Below are 20,820 nucleotides of genomic sequence, written 5' to 3' on the forward strand. Positions count from 1 at the left end.
ATAGCAGAAGCTGCTAAAATGAATGAGGGTATGGGGGCAAAAATTATCGATCTTAATTTTGGCTGTCCGGCGAAAAAAGTAGTAGGCGGTTATTCAGGCTCGGCTCTAATGAGGGATGAGCAGCTGGCAGCTAAAATTTTTGAAGCTACCGTTGAAGCGGTTAAGTTGCCGGTAACCGTTAAAATGCGTATGGGTTGGGATGATAATACGAAAAACGCTCCGACTTTAGCCAAAATTGCTGAAAGCTCAGGTGTTCAGATGGTTACCGTTCACGGTAGAACTAGATGCCAGTTTTATTCTGGTAATGCCGATTGGGATTTTATACGATCAGTTAAAGAATCGGTAAAGATTCCGGTTGTTGCTAACGGTGATATTACTAATTTTGCTAAAGCAAAAGAAGCCCTACAAAAATCCGGTGCAGACGGTATTATGGTCGGTAGAGGAGCATATGGCAAACCTTGGCTTATTTCACAAATTGATCATTATCTTAAAACAGGTGAAGAAAAATCTGCTCCCTCTATAGCAGAGCAGCTAGATATCGTAACCGAGCATTATGAGGCAATACTTGATTATTATGGTGAATCTGTGGGCGTACCTATTGCACGTAAGCATATTGGCTGGTATAGTAGCGGTTTACCGAATTCAGCAGAGTTTAGAGGTGCTGTTAATTTAATGAACGATCCTCTAGCTGTAAAAGAGAAAATTGCGGAATTTTATACGAGCGTTATGGAGACAAATAAATTAAAAGAATTTTAAGTTTTATTTTTGTAATTTTGTTTTTTAGTTTAAGCTATGCAAGTGAAAAAGCAGTAATTATAACTGATTATAAACCGGTATTTTTGCCTGTAATTGCTGAAATAAAAAAATAAGAATTGCTATTCGTTCTTATTTAAATAATGAAAAATCATATTTCGTTTTAGTAGATCCGAATTCTTTTAAAACTGAAATAGTCCTACAAGAGCTGGTAATTTTACCTACGAATAAAATAGAAAAAGAAAATCTTCTAAAAAAATTAAGTAAAACTCCGTATATTTAAGTTTTAAATAAATATAGCTCTGCACCTTATATACAACAAAATTACGGTGCTACGAGTAGCATGTATAAAGTAAAAGGACAGTTCTTGACAATTGACATGTGTCCTTCTTCCAAAAGCTTTGAAGAAGATTTTTTTAAAAAGCTCGTAGAATTATCGATCAAACTAAATAAACCTATTCCGATTGCTATATGTGTTTCAGGATTATGGATTAATAAGCATACAGAAGAATTCTTATGGTTATTAAAACAACAAGAAAACGGTTATTTACAAATAACATGGGTTAATCATTCATTTAGTCATCCTTATTTTAAAGATAAACCTCTTGAAGATAATTTCCTTCTTTCCAATAAAGATGATTTTGAAAATGAAGTATTAGAAGCAGGGAAAATATTAGTAAGTTATAATATTGCTCCGTCACCTTTCTTTCGTTTTCCTGGATTAGTTTCCGATCAAACATTAATAGAAAAACTAAAAGATTTGGGATTTATTCCGCTTGGGAGTAATGCATGGCTTGCTAAAGGCGAAAAAGTTCAAAATGGTTCTTTTATATTGGTACACGGTAATAGTAACGAAAAAGCCGGAATAGATTTAATTATGCCGATGTTACCGGAATTAAAATTACTTCCTATTGAAAAGGCGTTTTTATTACATGACAATTGATTAGTTAGATATTAATAATACGGTAAGCCCATAGTTGTGCTTATATCACATGAAGAATATGAGAAATTTAATCAGCTTGAAGATATGTATTGGGCAATGCAAGCAAAAAATGCGAGTAAAAGCGGTTTTTTATCAGAGGAAGAGAGTAAGGATTTTTTAAATAAGATATTAAATATCTTTCTTATAGGAAAAAGAAATGATGGAGAAGTTTATAAATTATTTATAAGAAAAATTAAATAGTTTATAATTATAACTTAACTTTTCTAGTAGGGCTTTTATCTCTTTGAATATCAAGTTTTGTATCGAATAGCGGAGAATCTTGTAAAAAATCAATAAGGGAAGTTTCTTTATGATTTGTTATTATACTACATAAACGTTTATTATTATCTAATACTTCTAGATTTACTTCGATTAAAGGCGGAGTAAGTAAATGCTTAATAATTTCAGACCATTCTATTAAAATTAAATTGCCGTTTAATGCCTCTTCAAATCCAAGTTCATAAATTTCTTCAGGTGATTTAAGACGATACAGGTCATAGTGATATATAGTGAAGTTAGATGCTTTATACGTTTGTAGTAAGTTAAAAGTCGGGCTTATAATGCTTGTATTTTCACCGCAAAAATATTTAATAATTTCACGACAAAAAAATGTTTTACCTGCTCCAAGGTCACCGTTAAGTAAAACTATATCATTTGGTTTTAAGCTTTGTGCTAAAAGCTTTGCAAGCTTCTTTGTCTCTTCTTCGCTATTTAGTGGATGCATTTTTTAACTTGATAAATCATTTGTAAATATTGATTCTGAAAAGTGTTGGAACCTATATTCTGTACATTCCAGTTTTCGCTATTTAATATTATTATTTTAGCGTTTAATTTGTCGTATAATCGTGAATTTTGTTCATTACTTAAAACAAGACATTTGTTATTAGACTCTTTAATTAAATCTTCTAGCTTGCTTATATATCGGAGGCTTTTTTGACTTTCGCTATATAATTTTGCAGTTTTAATATTAGTATTAAGAAAAAAATACTCGCTACTGTCACTTAATAAAATTACGTCTTTTATCGTTGCAAGCTCATTATTTTTAATCTCTTGTAGTTTATTTAATTCTTTAAGTGCTGTTGAAAGGTTATTATTAATATCTTCTTGTAGTTCAGGAAAATTTTCACTAAATATTCGTGCAAATTCCTGTAGTAAAATCACAGCATTATTAAGATCAAGCCAAATATGCCAATTATCTTTTATAGTGGTTAAAGATTTAATATCACTGATTTTTATAATGTTTTTGCTATGATTATCAATTAATTTCTCGGCAAAACCGTCAAATTGTTCATTAATATAAATTGCTATATCAGAATTTTTGACTTTTACTAAATCACTAGGTTTTAAATTATAATGATGTGGACAGTCACTACTAATAGCTAAGCTCTCGATATCCGCTTTATCCTTAACAAGCATCGAAACAATACTGCCGATTGGCGTAATACTTACAACTATCTTAGGCTTAGCATAGCTAGTAAGGCTGAGGAATGTAAGGAATAGTAATGCTAGGTATGTCATCTCTGCGAAGGCTTGCTTGCGTTGATACCAAATCGTCATTGCTAGCGACTGAAAGGAGCGTGGCAATCTCAGGATTTTGGCACGAGATTGCTTCGTCAAAATTTTCAATTTTTCCTCACAATGACGGTTTGACGTACTAGCTCTCATAATTTCGCCAACAACTCTAATTTACTAGGTTTAAAATCCTGCTCTATCCAAAAATTTTTTAGATATTCTAGTTTTGCTCCTATCTCTTTTTTTTCTATATTCATATTTAACAAATCATTACCGTTTACTTGGAATTTAGGACGTAATAACGTATCATATTTAAGGATAAATTCTTTTACTTGTGAATGATTTAATTTACCGATTATGCTAGCTGCTAATAAATATTCCTTATAATTCTTTTTTTCAAACCAAATTTTTTTCATGTTAAATTTAGCGTCATTCAGAAAGTTCGTTATTGATAATATTTGCATTGCTTCATGTTTTGAGAATTTCCAATCTAGAAAGATCTTTAAATTTAAATCTTTTTGACAATATAATAAGAGTGCATATAGAGTAACTAATTCTAATTTAAAATCATTTGCCTGCTCAAAAAATTTTATTTCATAATTTTGGATAGAGAATATTAGTTCTAATATTCCTATTTCAAACATAGCTTTTAAAATTTGTGCTGCTCTTTTTGAAACAATAATTTTATCCATTTCGCTTTTAATTCGCTCTCGTGATAAAGTTTTTAAGCCGTCTTTTAAAGCTTTACATGCTTTAAAGCTGCCATCATCAAGCTGATTCGCATAATAGCTAGAAAACCGAAAAAAGCGTAGAATTCGCAAATAATCTTCTTTAATTCTATCTAGAGCTTCCCCTATAAATACAACCTTTTCCTGCTGCAAATCCTTAAACCCTTCAAAATAATCATATATCTCGTTCTTAAAGGGACAATAGCTTAAAGCATTAATAGTAAAATCTCGTCTTGCGGCATCTTCGGCAAAATCGTTGGTGAATATTACTTTGGCATGTCTGCCGTTACATTCAATATCTTTCCTAAGAGTCGTGATCTCAAATTTTTCATTATTTAAAGTAGCCGTAATCGTGCCGAATTTTAAACCGGTCGGAATAGTTTTTATTTTAGCTCCAGATAAAATATTTGTTACTTCACTAGGTGTCAAATTAGTAGCTATATCTATATCGTAGCTACCTTTCTCAAGTCGATTTCTTGGATCACTTGCTTCTAAAGGTAATTTGTACGTCGATCCGGTACTCGAATCCTCACGTACGTTTATGTACATTGCGATTCTGCGTCCCGTGTCTCCTTCAAATTCCTCTTTATTAGCTTTGTTATGCAAGAGATCTAGTAACGCATCACGTACGCAGCCGCCTATAAGTCTTGCTTGTCCTTTTTCATTTAAGAGACTCAAGATTTTTCTATATTCTTTTGAGGGGATTTTTAGTATTTTGTGTGTAACTTGCATTATTCGATTTTACCTAAAGTATCGGATAGTTTTTAAAAAGACTTTGATGTCATCCTAGCTAAAAGCTGGACCTTGTTATATGGTTCGTTTATGTCATTCCCGCTTGGCATTGTTGTGTGGATACTGAGTCGTCATTGCAAGCGACTGTAAGGAGCGTGGCAATCCAGAAAAATAATAAAAACATGTTAAAAACTAGCATTTTTTACTGGATTGCTTCGTCAAAACTTACAGTTTTTCCTCGCAATGACGGATAAACCTATCCACGCAACAATGCCAAGCGGGAATGACATAGAACAAAAACAGTCCGGTACTAAGATTTTACCGTACATTCCTTTTTATTGCAAAAGATAAGTATAACAGGGCTTTTTTTTAAAAAATCTTTATTAATCGTTATTAAGCTCCCGCGGCATTTAGATTTATAATTGAGATTAATATGAATTTCGGCTTTCTCACAATGATTATCTTTATTAATGACAATTTTTTGTCCGTAGTTGGTTAAAAAATATTATTCTCTAAAGGTAACACCATACTATCTTTTTGTCCAAACCAATTAGCCCAGTAAGTTCTACTGAAAGTAGGTATTTTATCAGCATGTATTACTAGTTTATTTTCTCTATTTTTAACGCCTACCGCCATATGATTTGCATCAAATATTAATTCCGGCTTTGGGGAGTAGAACATAAATATAAAAGATATTGCCATGATTGCAAGACCAAGCAAACGCCAAGCAGTTTTCCATATACAAATCCAAAAAAGCCGAATAAAAGAGTAATATGCTGAAATTGGTAATATAACCGCAATACCATACAGCAGCCGGTAAACTATTAAAATAGGCGGCTGATTTTATTATTATATCAATAAAGAATCCCATAAGCTTTAGGATATAGTTATCAAACCCGATCATGGTCAAAGGCAGAGATAACAAAGCAAGCGGCATAAGAAAAAATGACGTTATCGGAACGACAATGAGGTTAGCCTGGTACTGAGTAAGTAGCAAATATAAAGAATTGATTAATTACTACAGGTGCCGTTATGATGCTTGCTAAGAAGCTTGAATAAATATTTGAGGCTGTATAAAATTTTACTGCTCCAAAAATGCCTTTCTTTTCTTCAAGTAACCATGAATTCTTTAAGTAAAATTCATAACCGGCAACAAGCGATAATACGGCGATAAAAGATAATTGGAAACTTGGATGAAAAATATATTCGGGATTTAACGATAATATTATAAAAGCCGCAATTGCAAGTGAACGAAGGGGAAAGCAAGAGCGTCCGATAATAATACCGTAAATAAAAATTGCAGCAGTAATAAAAGCTCTAGTCGCTGCTATTTGCATACCGCTTAGTTCTAAATAACCAAAGCTTCCTATTAGCGAACAATAAGCAGAGATTAATTTTATATTGAAATTATATGCCAAATAATTTGAAAGATTTAATAAAAACCTTGTAGTAAGGAAAATAATCATCACGACTAAAGATAGATGCAATCCTGAAACACAAAGTACGTGTGATATACCGCTTTGCCTCATATCCTGCATTATTTGCCTGTTTAAACCTTTCGTCTCGCCAAGTAATATTGCAGCTGCAAAATTCCCTTTATCTTTTCCTAGCTTTTCTATTAAATTATTATAAATATAGGAACGCACTCTATAAATAAAACTATCAAAATTTGTTTCATTACGTTCTATAATTTGTGGCTCAGACATCGCATAGCCGTTTGCTCCAATATCCGATAGATAAGAGTAAAAACCAAAATCATAACCCCCGGGTAGTATACTATTTTGCGGCTTATAGAGCTTAGCAAGCAAAGTAATTCGGTTATTTACCCTAATTTCTTGTATATATTTTTTCGGTATACTAATTTTAACTTTTTGTAAGTTACGAATTCTATTTTACCGCTAATTTTAGTGATGATAGCTTTATAAAGCATTTCGCTATGTAAATTTGTTACACGATATTTAGAGATGAATATGCCAAAAATAAAAGCAATAATCATTCAGTAAGTAAACTGTAAAAATATATTAGAATTTCTAGTAAAGGTTAATATTAAAAACACAAAAAATGAAAAAATTGTTGTAAATGAAAGCTCAAAATCAAGCGAAAAATAAACAATAATACCGTAAATAAAACTAACAAAATACCAAATATTTAAATTATTATACTCTGTTTCCAAAGTTATTTTAAAATATTGTAGTATTTTCTATCAAAAGTTAAAAATGCATTATACGTCATATCTGTTATATTTTCAATAATTAGAACACAATTCTCTTATATTATAATTATTTATAATTATAAGTTAAGATAAATTAACTTATCATATTGCTTTTTATTAACTTATTTATTATAATGTCCAATGTTTATGTATATAATTTAAATTGAGATATTTGTAATGAATAAGTTAACAGAACAACATTTACTAAAAAAATCAAGATTTTTAAAATATTCTCTGCTTGCCTCTATTTCAGTAGGAGCAATAATTGCAATACCTTTTGAGGGTATGGCAATGAGTAAAGAAGCATTTCGTACCGATCTTAGTAATAAATTGTTGAATAACTTGTCACAATTAAACGAAAACAAAGATACGACAAAGACCCCGCAGCAGATAGGAACAGTAATTATACCGGAACCAGAAATAAACACATATACTCCATCTGAAATAAGAGAAATGAAAATATCTAACAAACCTAAGGCATCTAATTCATTAAAAGATGTTCCTATAGAGGATCATTATAAAGTAGTAGCACGTAGTAAGTCTGATGTCGGGAAAGCAAGAAAAGTACGACCAATTACTAGATACCAAACATTTGTAGGCACTGAAAAAACAGAACAAAGTCAAAATACTCCTGAATCGACAGAACAAATGCCTCAAAAACCAGAGATTATAATAACAGCGTCTTCGCCTACTGTTAGCTCAGCTTCAAATAGTTTTGTCACTGTACCTAATACACCAAATACTACCCTGATATCACCTGAACATTATACTACGGCACCTGGTACTCCATCATCAACACCGGCGACTTCGTATCAGCCTACTCTAGATTCTAAACCAAATGATAGTTTAGGAGCTAATACACCACCAAACACAAACTCAAAGGCAGCACGAAGATTATCGTTTAGCAGTAGCGACCCGCAACAACAGGCAGTGCAATCTAGCTCACAGGTTAAACCAGAAGTTCTTCCGAAGCCGACATTTGTACTGTTGCCTACAAAAAAAAGCAGTACTGGAATTGCAGCAGGAATGGTAAGTAATATATCACGAGTTAATGAGATGATAGGAATCAAGTTAGCTGAAGTAACACAGGCTATTGAAGATACCACAGGTAAAAAAAATAAAAAACCATTGCAGAAGTTGTATACGCAGCTAACTTCAGCACAAAAAAAAACAGAAGCACTCAAGTCAAGAGCTGAAGAGATAGAAACAAAAATCAAAATAGGTAAAAATAAAGATAAAATAAAGAAACTTGAAAAAGAGTTAACAAGTAAAAACAATGAAGCAAATAGATTATTTCAGAAAATAGAAAAAATAGATATTCCAGCAAATAAAGTTTCGATAAAATCGCAGGAAACAGTTCCGGTTACAACGGCGTCAACCAAAGTTAGTGCGTTCCAGGCACAGCAAGCAAGAATTAATGAGGCTCGGCACGGTGTATTTAATAAAAATAAATCAAGCAGAGATAAGGCAAGAAAAAGTAGTGAAAGTAGTGCTGGAACAGAAAGAGAAAAGAAAAAACAAGAAGCACAAAAGCAGTTATCAGAAATAAAGCAACAAGAAAAAGCTATAAAAACGGCAGCAGATAAAGCTAAAGAAGTAGCTGCTAGTGCGAAAAAAGAAACAAGTAGAACGGCATTACGAGCCATGCAAGATAAAATGAATGGTTATTCTGAACTAGAGGATAATCTAAAGTTATTAACTCCTGTTGTTTATAATGGTTCTACCGGTTCTACTTATAAGCAGTTGCCAAAAGTAAGGCCAACCATACCATTAAGTCATGGGGTTCAGAGAATTTTAGGTGAACAACCAGAGGATGAAGAGGGGTACTTAATGCCAATAAAAGTTCAGCAGCAACCTTATACAGTAATATTGCCGAGTCAAGAAATAGAGGACCCTAAAAGTATGGATTCAGGCTTGGGGAGCTTATCAAGCGGCACTTTAGGTAAAGAAACAGATGAAGATGTCAGATTTTCAGGTTGGGGAAATATGCCGTATACGCAAGCTGCTAATGTGAATAGTTCATTAGAAGGTAATCTGGTGTTAGGTATGCAGCAGCATATACAAGAAAATCGTTCAAAGGTATCTGGACAGCTTCCAAGTCATTCAAAAGATATGTACGAGGCTAAGGCTTCACAATACATTAATTATTTGAATGGCATACAGCCAAATCAGTCAAATCAAGCTCAAATAGATGGTGTAATAGATAGTTTAGCAACAGAAATGAGAAAGTTAAGTGCGGATCAATTTAATCAAAAATTAGGTGAGATTGCACATCTTGCCAGTATAAAGGCATATGAAGGTTTGTTCGTGAAATTATATGAAATTCAGCAAGCTAGAATTCCGGAAACTCAAAAAGTATATGGGCAAGCGGAAATATTTCAGTCTTATGCAGAGTATGAAGAGAATTCAAGAAAAAGCGGTACTCCAGTATTATCACACTCGTCTTCAGCTAAAAGTGTAATATCATCAAATTTTGAAGAAAAATCAGCATTGTTACAAACCACAACTACAGATGAAAGCTTGAGATCTGACAAAAATTGGAAAAACCTTGCACCATATTCTTCAAGTCCAAAGCTTGACAAAAGAGGATTAGAATATTTAGATTTAGCTGGCGACGCGTTCGTTCAGAATCTAAAACAACCTGATACGTTAACTATAGAAACTCTTGGTTTAATAACGCCAACACAAAATACAACGGTTGCTAAAAGTGACTCATCGAGGAAAAATAATGTAAGTGAAAGTATTCCGGAACAACAACTGCAATCAGAAAAAATGCGTACCGAAACTTTAGGTGTGCAGAATGATCTAGGGTTAGATTTACATTATGCACCTCAAGAAACTTTAACTGAAGAAAGTACCTATTTAGTTTCTAGTAAGAAAAAACGAGGTAATATAATGAAGAGAGTTGTATCAAAAGTAGGGTCAATTTTGCAAACAAATAATGCAGAGAACAGAAAAAAGAAAAGAGATGGAGAAACCTCAAAGCAAAGAACAGTAGATCAAGAGGGAGAATTTGGCCACGCTTGGGGAAATAGCCATTCTATGCCGACTGCTAATATGAATAGCTTACCAAAAAATTTAGCTGTAACCCCACCTATAAATGTAGGGTCACTATATAACTCTCCGCAAGCTCAACAATTTCGAGAAGATCATAAAAATATTATAATAAATGCTATAAATTCCATAAGCTCTTCAGGAGTACCTAAGGAATCAATAGATCCAACAATAACCAAATCTTTACCTTATTTAGATAATGATCAATATCAAGAAGTAGTATTAAAGGTTAATAAAGTTCGTGATATAAATACACGCGGTTATTTATTAAACAAACTTAAACAACTAGGAGCATCAGAAGTAAGAGAACTTACAGATGTAGATACTTCAATATATAATACTGCTCCCCCTGAGGTACTAAAAGAAGCTGAAGCTTTACTTGATAGATCACAAGGTAGACTAAATTTGGTTGATAGTACTATTAAAAAAGGTACGCAGCCATTATCTAATTTGTCTACTATATATGAGTCGGTTAGTTATGAGAATTTAGCATCAGAAACAATATCACGTTCCTATTCAATTGATGACATAAGCAGTGTACTTAGTGATGCAGAATCAAATCTATCCCGTTCACCTTCGGTTAGTGGCTTAGAGGATTTAAACAATTCTAATGTTATGAAATTAGGGGAATTAAAATCTAAACATGAAAAAATAGCCAATGATTATAAAGCTAAGAAATTGGAGTTAGATACTTTAAATCACGATGATCCAAAATTTAAGAAGTTAAGGCTCGAAGTATTTGAGATGTCAAAAGAAAAGATTTGGTTAGAAGGGGAGATAAAGCATCTAGATACTGAATCTAAACCTAAGGTAACTGAGAGTAAGCCGGTATTTTCATGTTCATCTTCGGTTGGTAGCATAAACAGCTTCTCTAATGGTGATGATTTGAGTAGTCATGATGTTGTAACTCCAGTAGATACTCTAATAGAAATTGATAAAGATTATGTAGATACCTATATAAGAGTATTAAGCAATAAAATACAAAAAATAGAAGAATTGCCTGGCTCAAGTTCTAGAAGTGAGGAACTTAATCATATTAAAGAAGCAATGGCTTCTATAAGTAATCGTATACAGGATGTAGAGGAATTAGATGAAAAAATGCTTTTAGCAATAAATGCACGATTACAAGAACATGATGAAAAAATTTCTTCGTTACTTCTAGAGGAGTATACAGGCGAAGAAGCTGCAGATATTCTTGCTCAGTCATTGTCACAAGAAATGTTAGTGTCGGATGGTAAATCAGAATCTACCTTACCTGCAGGAGATGAAGAACAAGAAGATACAGAAGTAAGTAGACAATTATCTTCATTACCTGCACTTGCATCAAGTAATGAGTGTGCATTAGCATTAAGTGACGATAGAGAAAAGGAATGTTTAGCATTAGGTGATGGTAGCGAAGATGAAGAAAGTTATGATTCAGGGTTTGAAGAGGAAGAAGAAACAATAGGGCAATTATCCGATTCCGATGGGTGTAATCTTAAAATAACGGAAGTTGATACGGCTATTCCTCTTGAACAGGAAGCAAAAAAAGAAATGCAAACGCAAATTTCAGAAAACGCTCCTACTTTAAATCAAGCGAAAGTTGTTAATACTATTGTAAATAATATGATTCGTAACAGATTAGATGCATCTATGAATATGTCTAATAATATGGTAGCAGTGGGAGCCGGTGATGAAGAAGAGTTTCATATAAAAAGAGGTTTGTGGATGCGTGGTATGTACGGTACTAATAATCATGGACGCGTTGAGAATATGACCGGTTATAGAGGTACTAACAAAGGTGCTACTATCGGGTTCGATGCTGAAATCGACAATAATATCGTAGGTATAGCTTATAGTAATGTTCATTCAGTATTTAAATTTAAAAATAGTAAAAATAATGATAAAGAACTTATTAATAGTCATGTGATTTCTATTTATGGACAAAAAGAATTACCGAAGAATTTTGCACTACAAGCTTTAGTATCTGCTTCTAAAAACTTTATTAAAGATAAAACAACTTATTCATATGGTGATACTAAAATTAGAAGTAATGTAAAACATCGTAATCATAGTTATAATGCGGAAGCATTACTGAATTATAATTATCTTTTGCAGAGCAAGCTCGTTATTACCCCGAATATCGGCTTAAGATACGGGAAGTCACGAGACGGGGTATATAATGAAACCGGTGTTAACGTACAAGAAATAGCTCTTACAATGAAAGAGAATAATATATTGTCCGGAATTGTTGGTACTAAAGTCACAGTACCTTTAAAAGATGCTCTAAAATTTAATAATTTAGGTCTAACATTCCAAGGAGCGGTAGAACATAATTTTAAAGAGAAAACCCAAAGAATAAATAGAGTTGTTAAAATATTTGATAATACATTCAAACATGATTATCTAATACCGAAGCAACCGAAAACATCCTATAATTTAGGAACGGGTATTATAGGCAGTATCAAAAATACTACTATTTCGTTGGATTATAATTATTATCTAAATAAACATTATAGAAGTCATCAAGGTAGTGTTAAGCTTAAGGTAAACCTATAATTTTTATACTTGCAATATTTGCAAAGGTGTTGTATAAAACTTCTAACTTACTGTCATGCCGTAGTCATAGCCACGGTATGACTAATATATCTATATTGCCTACTTTAAAATTAAGGCCCCTTCGTCTAGCGGTTAGGACACCACCCTTTCACGGTGGGAACACGGGTTCAAGTCCCGTAGGGGTCACCATTCTATATTCCCCTATAATATAAGATCTTAAATAATCTAATTTTAAATTCAGAATAAAAATAATAGTTGAAAATAATAACTTTTAATTTATAATGCTTCAAAAAATTCGGTTGAGAACACAAAGTTCAGTTCAATTAGAATTGTACAATACAACTAATAAAATTTTATGAAGTATATTTATGAAAGCAGATGTGTTTTCTTCAAAAAATCTAGTTAATTATTCTCAAACTATAAGTGACTATCAAACAATTATAGTGTGTCTAGAAAAGCATGCCCCTTCATTTATTCATTTAGATTTTAGCAATCTACATTTAATGCTTCCGCAGCTAGAGGAAATAGCTGCTAAAATCCGAAATAATAATTTTATCGGTAATGTAAGCTGGGGCAAGATGCCTAATGCTTCTAGTGAGCTTGTACAAAAGATTGAAAGTAAAATTATCTTAAATAATCAACACTATAAGCACCACCCTACCGACTTTGTCCATGGTGTATTTAGTTTACATGCTTATATGGATTCTACGGAAAATGATATTATAGAGTTTGCTGTAGAAAAAGAAAATAATGAAAAGGTCAAAAAACCCGAAATGAACAATTAAAAGACTAGAAAATATTTAACAAGCCTGAAATAGGTAGATATTACGCAGTAGCATATGTAAATGAAAAAGTAAAACAAATGGTACTTACCTATCGAGGTACTACATTTGAAAAATTAGATTTGCTCAAAACTAATTCACCGTTTAAAGCTCATTTTAAAAGTATTTTAGGTGGACAGATAGTGGCCAGCAAGCGGCTGCATATGAAGCTACAAAGGAGATTACCAAATATGCTGAAGAGAATAATTATAATTTACCTTTCACAGGTCATTCTTTAGGTGTATGGCTCGCAGAGCTTAGTTTATATTTTGCTCATAGAGATTTTCATTATCCAAAAGCAAAGGCAATCACATTCGATAGCCCGGGTTTAACTACAGAAAATCTTCAGCCGCAGATGTATAGCCATGAAACTATCTTTGACGTAAAAATTTTAAATATAACAACTTATTTATCAGCTCCGAATTTTGTAAATGTCTGTAATCCGCATATTAATAAAGCATATAGATTATTTCCTAAAATTACTCCAAAGCATACAGGCAAGATAATAAATATATTAAATAAAACACCGCTAATTAAAAACTATGCTCCCTTGTTAGAAGGCGGATTATCATTATCCGGTTATTTATTTGATCCAATGCTAGATGCTTTTGATCCAAAAACCGGTAAACCTATAAAGTATGAGGAAGTACTAGATTGGCCTCGCATAGAATATAATCCTAAAGATAATAATTTAAGTGATGAAAATATTATATTAGAGTCTTTTAGTAAAAAAGAAGCGATATTATATTTAAAGAAATCTCTAAAAAATAGATTAAACAAGAAAGATATTGATAGATTAGTAGAAGACTTTGGTAGTAACGATGCTGCATCACCTTATAGGCTATCTAAAGCAGTAGCATATTTAAAAGCAAATAAATTACTTAAAGTAAATGATTACATTAATTACTTTAAAAATAGCAAAGATGATCATATAGAAACCGTTTTATTACTACAATTATTAGAAAAATCACCTTTAGCTTGGCAGATATTACAATATTCTGCAGATTTAGACCCTGATTTTATCAGTATAGAGAATTTTCAAAGAATTATTTTTAATAGATGAAGAAAAGCTATAAGAACCTATAAAAAGGTTAGAAGCATTATCGATAATGAATCTAACATACCAAAATAGACAAGCCGGCTTACAAACATAGATTAATGCAATTTATAACAAAGCAATATATAAATAAATATAAAGAACATGCGATAGATGAAAAAGAGATTTATACAAGACTAGCAGAAATCTTAGATGATTTATTTCCAATATTAACAGATGTTCCAAGTGAAGACTGGGAAAATTCTAAAATATTTTATCTCCATGTAGTAAAAATATTAAATGATGATATTGAAATTGATAAATGTAGAAAGGCAAATTTATATCAAAAAATGGGTTATTATAATGAATATATATTATGTAAATTTGAAGAATCGTTAAAATATTATAAGAAAGCTTTAAAAATCGATCATGAATTAGTTCATCCTTCTTTTATTGCTAGCTCTCTTAATAATATCGGAGTGATTTATGAAAATTAGATAATACATACGAAGCTATAGAGTTCTATAAACAATCTTATTTAATGTACGTATAAACTTTAGGTTTAGGTCACTACAAGGCTAAAAACTTATCTCAAAAAAATTGCACCAGAATTTATAAAAAATAATGAAACTAGGGAGTTTATATTACAAAGAGGCGATTTTGAGGAAGTTACATTAGAAATTAAACAAAAAATATAAAAGAATGTTTTAAATAAAATATATATTAATGCTGCTAAAGATAAGTGGAATAGTAAGTTCTCAATCTTAGGAAATTGGGGGGGTGAAAGGCTATTTAAGCGATAGATATTTAGCAAAACAACTAGGAGTTTTTTATCTGACCTTAAAAATATAGAAATAGCTAAAATGTTATGTTTTGAAGCGATTTGCTTAGGAGCGATTAACAGCTCTAGTAAAAACTTCACTTGTATAAAAGAATTTGTTAGAGCCTATCCTGAATTAACAAATAAGATAACAAACGAACATCCTGAATATTTTATTGATGGCTCAATATTACGGGTATGAATGATGAAGCAGTTTTAAATAAATTGCTAGCTAGTGGTTAGTGTGGCGATGTAGCTTTACCCTCATCTTGAGGAAAATCAGATTTATCCATTAAATTTTTAGCAATGTTGCTTTCTGAAAGCTTAACTGATTGAAAATATTCGGATACAAGTTTTATCACTTCATCACAAAATTCATCTTGTAGCTCTTTACTTGCGGTTGATTTTTGGTTTTGCATTAACTGTATAGCATCAGATTTTTTATGCTCTAAAAATTCTTCAATTTCTTTAGTTTTTTCTTGAATGATTTTCTTGGTAATTTCATTACTTTCTTCTATCATTTGAGAGCGTAAAGTTTCTAATTTCTTTATTTGTGCGTTGGTGTTTTTAAAGAGCAAAGCAGCATCTTCTTTTAACTTTTCAGCTTTTAGAACTTTTTCTTGGACTTCTAAAATCTTAGCATCTAAAGAATTTAAAATGGCTTTTTTTGCCGGTCTATAAACTAAATATACAAAAATTACAAAACTAACGGCAAGCCAGAAGCTCTCATCTAGGAAATTCATTATTTTACTTTTATATTTTGTAGTAAATTCATATCTGCTTTAGTGCCGGCTATTTTTTCAATAATATTAACGGCAAGCTTTATGATTGCTGCGCTTTTATTAGTTCTAAATTGCTTAGCAGCTAAATTTATATCTTCAATGTTTTGATTTATAGCGTTTTTTAAATCTTGCTCTAGATTCTTTTTTTTAATTAAAAATTCTGATTCTAAAGAGTCTATTTTTTCTTTTTTTAGCCTATCTATTTCAGTATTTGTTTTGTCTATTTCCTCGTTATAATATTTATTTAGCTTTTCTACTTCTATGGTCAATGTATCGGCTTGCGTAATATTATCTTGAATATTTGTCTGTCTATTATTAAAAATTTCTTCAGCTTTTGGAGTTATAAATTTATAAACAAAGATATACAATAAGCCGAAAGTAACGATAAGCCAAAAAATTTGTGAATAATAGGTAGCAATATCAAATGGAGGCATCTTATTTAAAAATGAATTTTAAGAAAAAATAAGTAACATAGCAATTACAAAGGAAAAAAGTCCCATTGCTTCAGCAAGACCTGCACCGATCAGAGCCATTCTTTGTAAGTTTTCTGTAGCCGAAGGGTTTCGTGCTATTGAACTAAGTAGAGAGCTAAATATATTACTAACGCCTAAAGCTGCACCGTACATGCCGATAGCCATAAGTCCTGTACCAATAAATTTTAAAGAAACCATGTCCATAAAAAACCTCACTTTTAATTAATCAAAAAATTTTATCTAATTATCTGTATAATAGGCTTTTTGCACAACGAAGCTAATAAAGCGGAATTTGTACGTCAATCCGATGCTCGAATCCTCACGTACTTTTTTGTACGCTGCGGTTCTGTACTTCGTGTTTCCTGCAAATTCCGCTTTATTAGCTTCGTTGTGCAAAAAGCCTAGTGTAAATTAATAGCATCATTAAGATACATACAAGATAAAATAGTAAAAATATAAGCTTGAAGTATTGCAACAAAAATTTCAAACCCAATTAGTATTACCATAAGAGGGATTGGCAGAAATTTCAAGTAAATCATTAATGAAACGGTAAAACCGGCTATTACTTTTAATAAAACATGTCCCGCCATCATATTAGCGGCAAGTCGCAATGATAAACTAACCGGTCTTGCTAAATATGTAAATAGTTCAATTACTATCATCAACGGTGCTAACCATAAAGGAGTACCGTGCGGTAAAAAAAGGGTTAAAAAACGTAAGCCGTGTTTTACAAAACCGACTATAGTTACCATTAAAAATACTAGAATTGCCAAGGTAAAAGTAACGATAATATGACTAGTAGCAGTAAAGCTATAAGGTGTCATACCAAGTAAATTGCAGAATAAAATGAAAATAAATAAACTAAAAACTAACGGAATAAATTTACGTCCTTTTACTCCTATATTCTGATTTAACATATCAGCTACAAGATTATAAACTATTTCAGCACTCACTTGTAATCTAGAAGGTACTAATTTCCGGTTATAAAAAGCTAAGTAAAAATAAGTTAGAGCTAAGATGCTAGCAAGTAACATATAGATACTTGAATTAGTAAAGCTGACGTCAAAACCGAACATTTTGATGTCTATTAATTTTTTGATATCAAATTGTGCTAAAGGGCTATGAGTCATTTCCTTACTTTTTATTATTTACTTTTTGCCTTATAATGTTAAAGCCGGCAATCATTCCTATTATTGTAAATATAATAAGAAATAAAGGTTTAGAATTAAAAAATTTATCCGTAAATATTCCAATTACGACACCTACCATTGTACCTGAAACTAAATCTACAGCGATAGTGAACGGGCTAATTTCTTGCCGAATTTTAGGATTAAAAAACTTAGGAGTTTTTAAGTCTTTAATTCTTGCTTTGATATCTTTTAGTTTTTCCGTATTCATTAGTTTATCTCTGTCATTGCGAAAAGACGCCATAGGCGTCGACGAAGCAATCTCAGGATATTTAACGAGATTGCCGCACAGTCTACGACTGCTCGCAATGACGATCTAAATTACAGGCTCATTTCATTTTCTGCTTTTTCTTTCTGCTCCTCTAAAGCTTTATCAACTGCTGTGGAAATAGTATCTATGCTATAACTTCCTGTTTGTACTCCGTTAACGAAGAAAGAAGGAGTACCTATAAATTGGGGTGCTTTTGCTACAAAATTGGTATTAGCAATTAGTATTGCAGTAATTTTATCATTATTTAAACATTGTTTATATTCTTCCGGAGAAATACCGCCAAGTTGTCCTATATCAGTTAATAATTCTCTGTATTTATTGCTATATGCCCACTTATCTTGTTGTATTAATATGATATTATGAAGTTGTGTAAAACTATTTGTATCCCCCTTGCAGCGGGCTAAAATTGCAGCATCTAAATCTTGTTTAGTAGCAATAAATTCACGAACCACATATGCAATTTTGTTAGTATCAATATATTTTTTCTTAAGTTCTGGAAAAATTGTTTGATGATAATAAGCACAATGCGGACAGGTAGGAGAAAAATACTCGACTACTATAACATTTGATTTTTTGTTACCGAGAACCATATCATTATCATCAACTTTAAAAGTGACTTTAACAGGTTTTATTGCGGGATTTTTTTGTTCTTGTGAAGCCGGCGTTACTTCATCAGTCTGATTATTATCATTAGCAGGAGCTATTGATTCAGCCGTATTTTCAGAATTTACGGCTTCCTGATTCGTTTCTTTAGAAGTTTCGTTATTTTGTAGAGTTTCGTGCTCTATTATTTGTTTTTCCTCATGGTTCTTATCTTGTGCTTTTTCTTCTGAACAGCTACTCAAAAATAATAAAAATATTAGTACAATAAAAATACTTCGCATATTTATTCCTTTATACTTATTAATATTATCTACAATAAGATCGTATCAATTTTATTTCAATAAAAATCTCTACTTTATAATAAAAGCAAAATGTGCTATGCTATAGAAAATAATAGTCTAACATTAAGTTCTTAGGCACTAAAACCACTACGGAGGAATTAATAATGGCAAATACAACACAATCCGAACAAAAATCCGAGTTTAAAATAGGGCAGAGAATTGTCTATCCTGCACATGGAGTTGGTGAAATAACAAATATAGTATATCATACTATTGCAGGTACTGAAATTAAAGTATATGTAATTTCCTTTTCGCAGGATAAAATGACATTAAAAGTGCCTGTTAGTAGAGCTGCGGTTGTTGGTCTTAGAGCGGTTGCAAGCAGAAAAGACTTAGATGTCATATATTCAACTCTTCAAGGTAAACCAAAACAAGGAAATAGAATGTGGAGTAGAAGAGCCCAAGAATATGAAGGCAAAATTAACTCAGGTAATATTGTAGCCATAGCCGAAGTATTACGGGACTTACATAAAAATGTTGATAATGATCGTTCTTACAGTGAAAGAACACTCTACGAATCAGCTTTAAATAGACTTGCAGGCGAGCTTGCTATCCTTGAAAACATCCACCCAACCGAAGCAATTAATAAGTTAGTTGAAGTATTGCGTGAAAAATTAGTAGCATAGTTATACTCGTTCAACTTGAAAAATTGGCTGTGTCGTCTTTGTAAGTCCTCGGATGCTCACGTATTAAGTATATGCTCCGCTCCTCGGCTTACAGGCTCCTTGCTCTTTTCCAAGTTGAGCTTCGTATAGCTACTCTTCATTTACTCGGATTATATTTTTATGGATTGGCTGTAGTCTACGATTACTCGCAATAACGGAAAAGCTGATCCATGCAACAAAGCAGACTTGACCACGAACATTTTAATTACTCTACTAACAGATAATTTATCCGGAATTTCTCAAGGGATGTATTAACTACATAGTCAACAAATTCTTTTAATAACTTTGGATCTGTTACTTCCTGTCCTTTATCGTCACGAGCAGTTAAAAGTTTTGAATTAATTTTTTCAAGAACGCCTTTCTTAATATCATCAATATTATGCGTACCGTCTAACATTTCTAAAATATATTTTTCATGTATCGGTATACCTACCATATCGTTAAGTCTATTAGTGACGCTAAACACGCTAGTTACATTATTAAAATGTGTTTGTTTTGCTTGGTATCTTGCAAATTCGCTAGTTTTAGGTTTTTCGGTGATAGTTGCTATAGCATGAGGTTTGGTCTCAAATATTTTGAGATAACCCTGAAAAATGAATATGATAAAATGCTGTTCTAATGCTGCTAAGAAATCTTGTAATTGATATTTACCAAGCTTTTTAAAAGCTTCTTTTGCTACTTGTTCTAAGCTTATCGGATTGCTAATATTTTCGGCATACACATATAAAATAGCTTTCATGATCGGCGAAGTAGTTGAAATAAAAGGCTCAGGTAAATTTTCGTAATAGAAGCTAACATTTTCCTGTTCGTTAGTTAAATCAACAGCTTTTTCTAGAATTACCGGTCTAATATTAAGGCTAGTAAAACACTCTTTTAAATTATTAAATTCAATTTTTCTGTTTATAGGTATGTTTTGATGACATAATAATGTCGAGCGGAACTTTCTATTAGTGATAAAATCCATATATTGCTCAGTACGAACAATATCATTAACGGCTTGTAGTTTTTCTGCTGCCTGAGTAGGTAAATTACCGATAAACATTGCAGTAAGCGACGTATCACCTAAGTAATTTAGATGATTTTTTTGAGCTTTTTCTATGAATTGGTGAAAATATGTACCTGTATTAATTTCGCCTAAATATTCATGTAATACATATGAGTCCGTATATGCAGATAATAATTTTGTTTCATCTCGTAAGAAATTAGAATAAGGCGTTGTGGAGCTTTCTAATGAGTCATTAATGAACTTTAAAAGTAATTTAGCTTGCTGTAATTTATCATGGCTAGTATTAAATAGCTCTGAATGGAAC

18 protein-coding genes, 1 tRNA gene and 5 pseudogenes are annotated in these 20,820 nt (G+C 31.8%); 10 read left to right on the top strand and 14 right to left on the bottom strand.

Annotated elements, in window-relative coordinates:
- The 3 genes and pseudogenes from dusB to O6R16_RS07175 form a co-directional block, all read left to right on the top strand.
- The coding region (dusB, locus tag O6R16_RS07165; RefSeq protein ID WP_499680602.1) for a tRNA dihydrouridine synthase DusB at window positions 1-756 on the top strand (756 nt) is incomplete at its 5' end.
- Window positions 741-1,696 (top strand): annotated as a pseudogene (locus O6R16_RS07170) (polysaccharide deacetylase family protein). The gene dusB and the pseudogene O6R16_RS07170, both read left to right, overlap by 16 nt.
- A 36-nt stretch (window positions 1,697-1,732) precedes the next feature.
- Window positions 1,733-1,936: a hypothetical protein gene (locus O6R16_RS07175; RefSeq protein ID WP_499680618.1), complete on the top strand. Its 204-nt coding sequence runs from the start codon at window positions 1,733-1,735 to the stop codon at window positions 1,934-1,936.
- Between the two features lie 7 nt (window positions 1,937-1,943).
- Here O6R16_RS07175 and tsaE read toward each other — a convergent pair whose 3' ends face one another.
- From tsaE to O6R16_RS07200, 5 genes and pseudogenes are all read right to left on the bottom strand, one after another.
- Window positions 1,944-2,459 carry a tRNA (adenosine(37)-N6)-threonylcarbamoyltransferase complex ATPase subunit type 1 TsaE gene (gene tsaE / locus O6R16_RS07180; RefSeq protein ID WP_499680603.1) on the bottom strand — a complete coding sequence of 172 codons (516 nt, stop codon included), beginning with the start codon at window positions 2,457-2,459 and terminating at the stop codon, window positions 1,944-1,946.
- Window positions 2,447-3,400, bottom strand: a complete 954-nt coding sequence (locus tag O6R16_RS07185; RefSeq protein ID WP_499680604.1) for a metal ABC transporter solute-binding protein, Zn/Mn family — start codon at window positions 3,398-3,400, stop codon at window positions 2,447-2,449. Before O6R16_RS07185 ends, tsaE begins: the two co-directional genes overlap by 13 nt.
- Window positions 3,397-4,707: a palindromic element RPE1 domain-containing protein gene (locus O6R16_RS07190; RefSeq protein WP_499680605.1), complete on the bottom strand. Its 1,311-nt coding sequence runs from the start codon at window positions 4,705-4,707 to the stop codon at window positions 3,397-3,399. The genes O6R16_RS07185 and O6R16_RS07190 overlap by 4 nt, the downstream gene beginning before the upstream one ends.
- A gap of 495 nt (window positions 4,708-5,202) precedes the next feature.
- The gene (locus O6R16_RS07195) at window positions 5,203-5,409 is read right to left on the bottom strand and encodes a hypothetical protein (RefSeq protein ID WP_499680606.1); all 207 of its coding nucleotides are present in this window, start codon (window positions 5,407-5,409) and stop codon (window positions 5,203-5,205) included.
- Window positions 5,410-5,512: 103 nt separating this feature from the next.
- Window positions 5,513-6,236: pseudogene (locus O6R16_RS07200) on the bottom strand (ComEC/Rec2 family competence protein); the annotation flags it as partial.
- Between the two features lie 860 nt (window positions 6,237-7,096).
- Here O6R16_RS07200 and O6R16_RS07205 point away from each other — a divergent pair.
- The 6 genes and pseudogenes from O6R16_RS07205 to O6R16_RS07230 all read left to right on the top strand — a co-directional run bounded on the left by O6R16_RS07205 (window position 7,097) and on the right by O6R16_RS07230 (window position 14,865).
- Window positions 7,097-12,511 carry an autotransporter domain-containing protein gene (locus O6R16_RS07205; RefSeq protein ID WP_499680607.1) on the top strand — a complete coding sequence of 1,805 codons (5,415 nt, stop codon included), beginning with the start codon at window positions 7,097-7,099 and terminating at the stop codon, window positions 12,509-12,511.
- A 114-nt stretch (window positions 12,512-12,625) separates the two neighbouring features.
- A tRNA-Glu gene (locus tag O6R16_RS07210) sits at window positions 12,626-12,700 on the top strand.
- A 179-nt stretch (window positions 12,701-12,879) separates the two neighbouring features.
- Entirely contained in the window at window positions 12,880-13,296 is a 417-nt protein-coding gene (locus tag O6R16_RS07215; RefSeq protein WP_499680608.1) for a hypothetical protein, read from the top strand.
- A gap of 217 nt (window positions 13,297-13,513) precedes the next feature.
- Window positions 13,514-13,639, top strand: a pseudogene (locus tag O6R16_RS07220) (lipase family protein); the annotation flags it as partial.
- Between the two features lie 48 nt (window positions 13,640-13,687).
- A complete protein-coding gene (locus tag O6R16_RS07225; protein ID WP_499680609.1) occupies window positions 13,688-14,395 on the top strand; it encodes a hypothetical protein in 708 nt (235 codons plus the stop codon).
- Window positions 14,396-14,682: 287 nt separating this feature from the next.
- Entirely contained in the window at window positions 14,683-14,865 is a 183-nt protein-coding gene (locus O6R16_RS07230) for a tetratricopeptide repeat protein (RefSeq protein ID WP_499680616.1), read from the top strand.
- Between the two features lie 562 nt (window positions 14,866-15,427).
- On the opposite strand, the gene O6R16_RS07235 is transcribed toward O6R16_RS07230, so the two are convergent.
- The 7 genes and pseudogenes from O6R16_RS07235 to O6R16_RS07265 form a co-directional block, all read right to left on the bottom strand.
- A complete protein-coding gene (locus O6R16_RS07235; protein WP_499680610.1) occupies window positions 15,428-15,931 on the bottom strand; it encodes a F0F1 ATP synthase subunit B in 504 nt (167 codons plus the stop codon).
- Window positions 15,931-16,404 carry a F0F1 ATP synthase subunit B family protein gene (locus tag O6R16_RS07240; protein ID WP_499680611.1) on the bottom strand — a complete coding sequence of 158 codons (474 nt, stop codon included), beginning with the start codon at window positions 16,402-16,404 and terminating at the stop codon, window positions 15,931-15,933. The genes O6R16_RS07235 and O6R16_RS07240 overlap by 1 nt, the downstream gene beginning before the upstream one ends.
- A gap of 18 nt (window positions 16,405-16,422) precedes the next feature.
- Window positions 16,423-16,647, bottom strand: a complete 225-nt coding sequence (locus tag O6R16_RS07245; RefSeq protein ID WP_010976714.1) for a F0F1 ATP synthase subunit C — start codon at window positions 16,645-16,647, stop codon at window positions 16,423-16,425.
- 87 nt (window positions 16,648-16,734) lie between these two features.
- Window positions 16,735-16,839 (bottom strand): annotated as a pseudogene (locus O6R16_RS07250) (palindromic element RPE1 domain-containing protein); the annotation flags it as partial.
- A gap of 5 nt (window positions 16,840-16,844) precedes the next feature.
- On the bottom strand, window positions 16,845-17,573 hold the full coding sequence (locus O6R16_RS07255) for a F0F1 ATP synthase subunit A (RefSeq protein ID WP_499680612.1): 729 nt from the start codon (window positions 17,571-17,573) through the stop codon (window positions 16,845-16,847).
- Window positions 17,574-17,577: 4 nt separating this feature from the next.
- A complete protein-coding gene (locus O6R16_RS07260) occupies window positions 17,578-17,841 on the bottom strand; it encodes an AtpZ/AtpI family protein (protein WP_499680617.1) in 264 nt (87 codons plus the stop codon).
- A 110-nt stretch (window positions 17,842-17,951) separates the two neighbouring features.
- Window positions 17,952-18,785 carry a DsbA family protein gene (locus tag O6R16_RS07265; RefSeq protein WP_499680613.1) on the bottom strand — a complete coding sequence of 278 codons (834 nt, stop codon included), beginning with the start codon at window positions 18,783-18,785 and terminating at the stop codon, window positions 17,952-17,954.
- A gap of 164 nt (window positions 18,786-18,949) precedes the next feature.
- Here O6R16_RS07265 and O6R16_RS07270 point away from each other — a divergent pair, with 164 nt between their 5' ends.
- Window positions 18,950-19,471 carry a CarD family transcriptional regulator gene (locus O6R16_RS07270; protein ID WP_499680614.1) on the top strand — a complete coding sequence of 174 codons (522 nt, stop codon included), beginning with the start codon at window positions 18,950-18,952 and terminating at the stop codon, window positions 19,469-19,471.
- Between the two features lie 10 nt (window positions 19,472-19,481).
- Here the strand turns inward: O6R16_RS07270 and O6R16_RS07275 are convergent.
- Both O6R16_RS07275 and O6R16_RS07280 read right to left on the bottom strand, forming a co-directional pair.
- Window positions 19,482-19,584: pseudogene (locus O6R16_RS07275) on the bottom strand (palindromic element RPE5 domain-containing protein).
- A 131-nt stretch (window positions 19,585-19,715) separates the two neighbouring features.
- On the bottom strand, window positions 19,716-20,820 hold a 1,105-nt coding region (locus O6R16_RS07280), incomplete at its 5' end, for a methyltransferase regulatory domain-containing protein (protein ID WP_499680615.1).

The sequence above is a fragment of the Candidatus Rickettsia tasmaniensis genome (assembly GCF_036857515.1).
Taxonomy (GTDB): Bacteria; Pseudomonadota; Alphaproteobacteria; order Rickettsiales; family Rickettsiaceae; genus Rickettsia; species Rickettsia rickettsii.

What these genes read in the sequence shown, in the direction of transcription:
- O6R16_RS07260 (WP_499680617.1), bottom strand. Translation starts at nt 17,841, where the DNA reads ATGAATACGGAAAAACTAAAAGATATCAAAGCAAGAATTAAAGACTTA.
- O6R16_RS07265 (WP_499680613.1), bottom strand. Translation starts at nt 18,785, where the DNA reads ATGCGAAGTATTTTTATTGTACTAATATTTTTATTATTTTTGAGTAGC.
- O6R16_RS07245 (WP_010976714.1), bottom strand. Translation starts at nt 16,647, where the DNA reads ATGGACATGGTTTCTTTAAAATTTATTGGTACAGGACTTATGGCTATC.
- O6R16_RS07270 (WP_499680614.1), top strand. Translation starts at nt 18,950, where the DNA reads ATGGCAAATACAACACAATCCGAACAAAAATCCGAGTTTAAAATAGGG.
- O6R16_RS07195 (WP_499680606.1), bottom strand. Translation starts at nt 5,409, where the DNA reads ATGGCAATATCTTTTATATTTATGTTCTACTCCCCAAAGCCGGAATTA.
- tsaE (WP_499680603.1), bottom strand. Translation starts at nt 2,459, where the DNA reads ATGCATCCACTAAATAGCGAAGAAGAGACAAAGAAGCTTGCAAAGCTT.
- O6R16_RS07235 (WP_499680610.1), bottom strand. Translation starts at nt 15,931, where the DNA reads ATGAATTTCCTAGATGAGAGCTTCTGGCTTGCCGTTAGTTTTGTAATT.
- O6R16_RS07215 (WP_499680608.1), top strand. Translation starts at nt 12,880, where the DNA reads ATGAAAGCAGATGTGTTTTCTTCAAAAAATCTAGTTAATTATTCTCAA.
- O6R16_RS07190 (WP_499680605.1), bottom strand. Translation starts at nt 4,707, where the DNA reads ATGCAAGTTACACACAAAATACTAAAAATCCCCTCAAAAGAATATAGA.
- O6R16_RS07225 (WP_499680609.1), top strand. Translation starts at nt 13,688, where the DNA reads ATGTATAGCCATGAAACTATCTTTGACGTAAAAATTTTAAATATAACA.
- O6R16_RS07205 (WP_499680607.1), top strand. Translation starts at nt 7,097, where the DNA reads ATGAATAAGTTAACAGAACAACATTTACTAAAAAAATCAAGATTTTTA.
- O6R16_RS07240 (WP_499680611.1), bottom strand. Translation starts at nt 16,404, where the DNA reads ATGCCTCCATTTGATATTGCTACCTATTATTCACAAATTTTTTGGCTT.
- O6R16_RS07185 (WP_499680604.1), bottom strand. Translation starts at nt 3,400, where the DNA reads ATGAGAGCTAGTACGTCAAACCGTCATTGTGAGGAAAAATTGAAAATT.
- O6R16_RS07255 (WP_499680612.1), bottom strand. Translation starts at nt 17,573, where the DNA reads ATGACTCATAGCCCTTTAGCACAATTTGATATCAAAAAATTAATAGAC.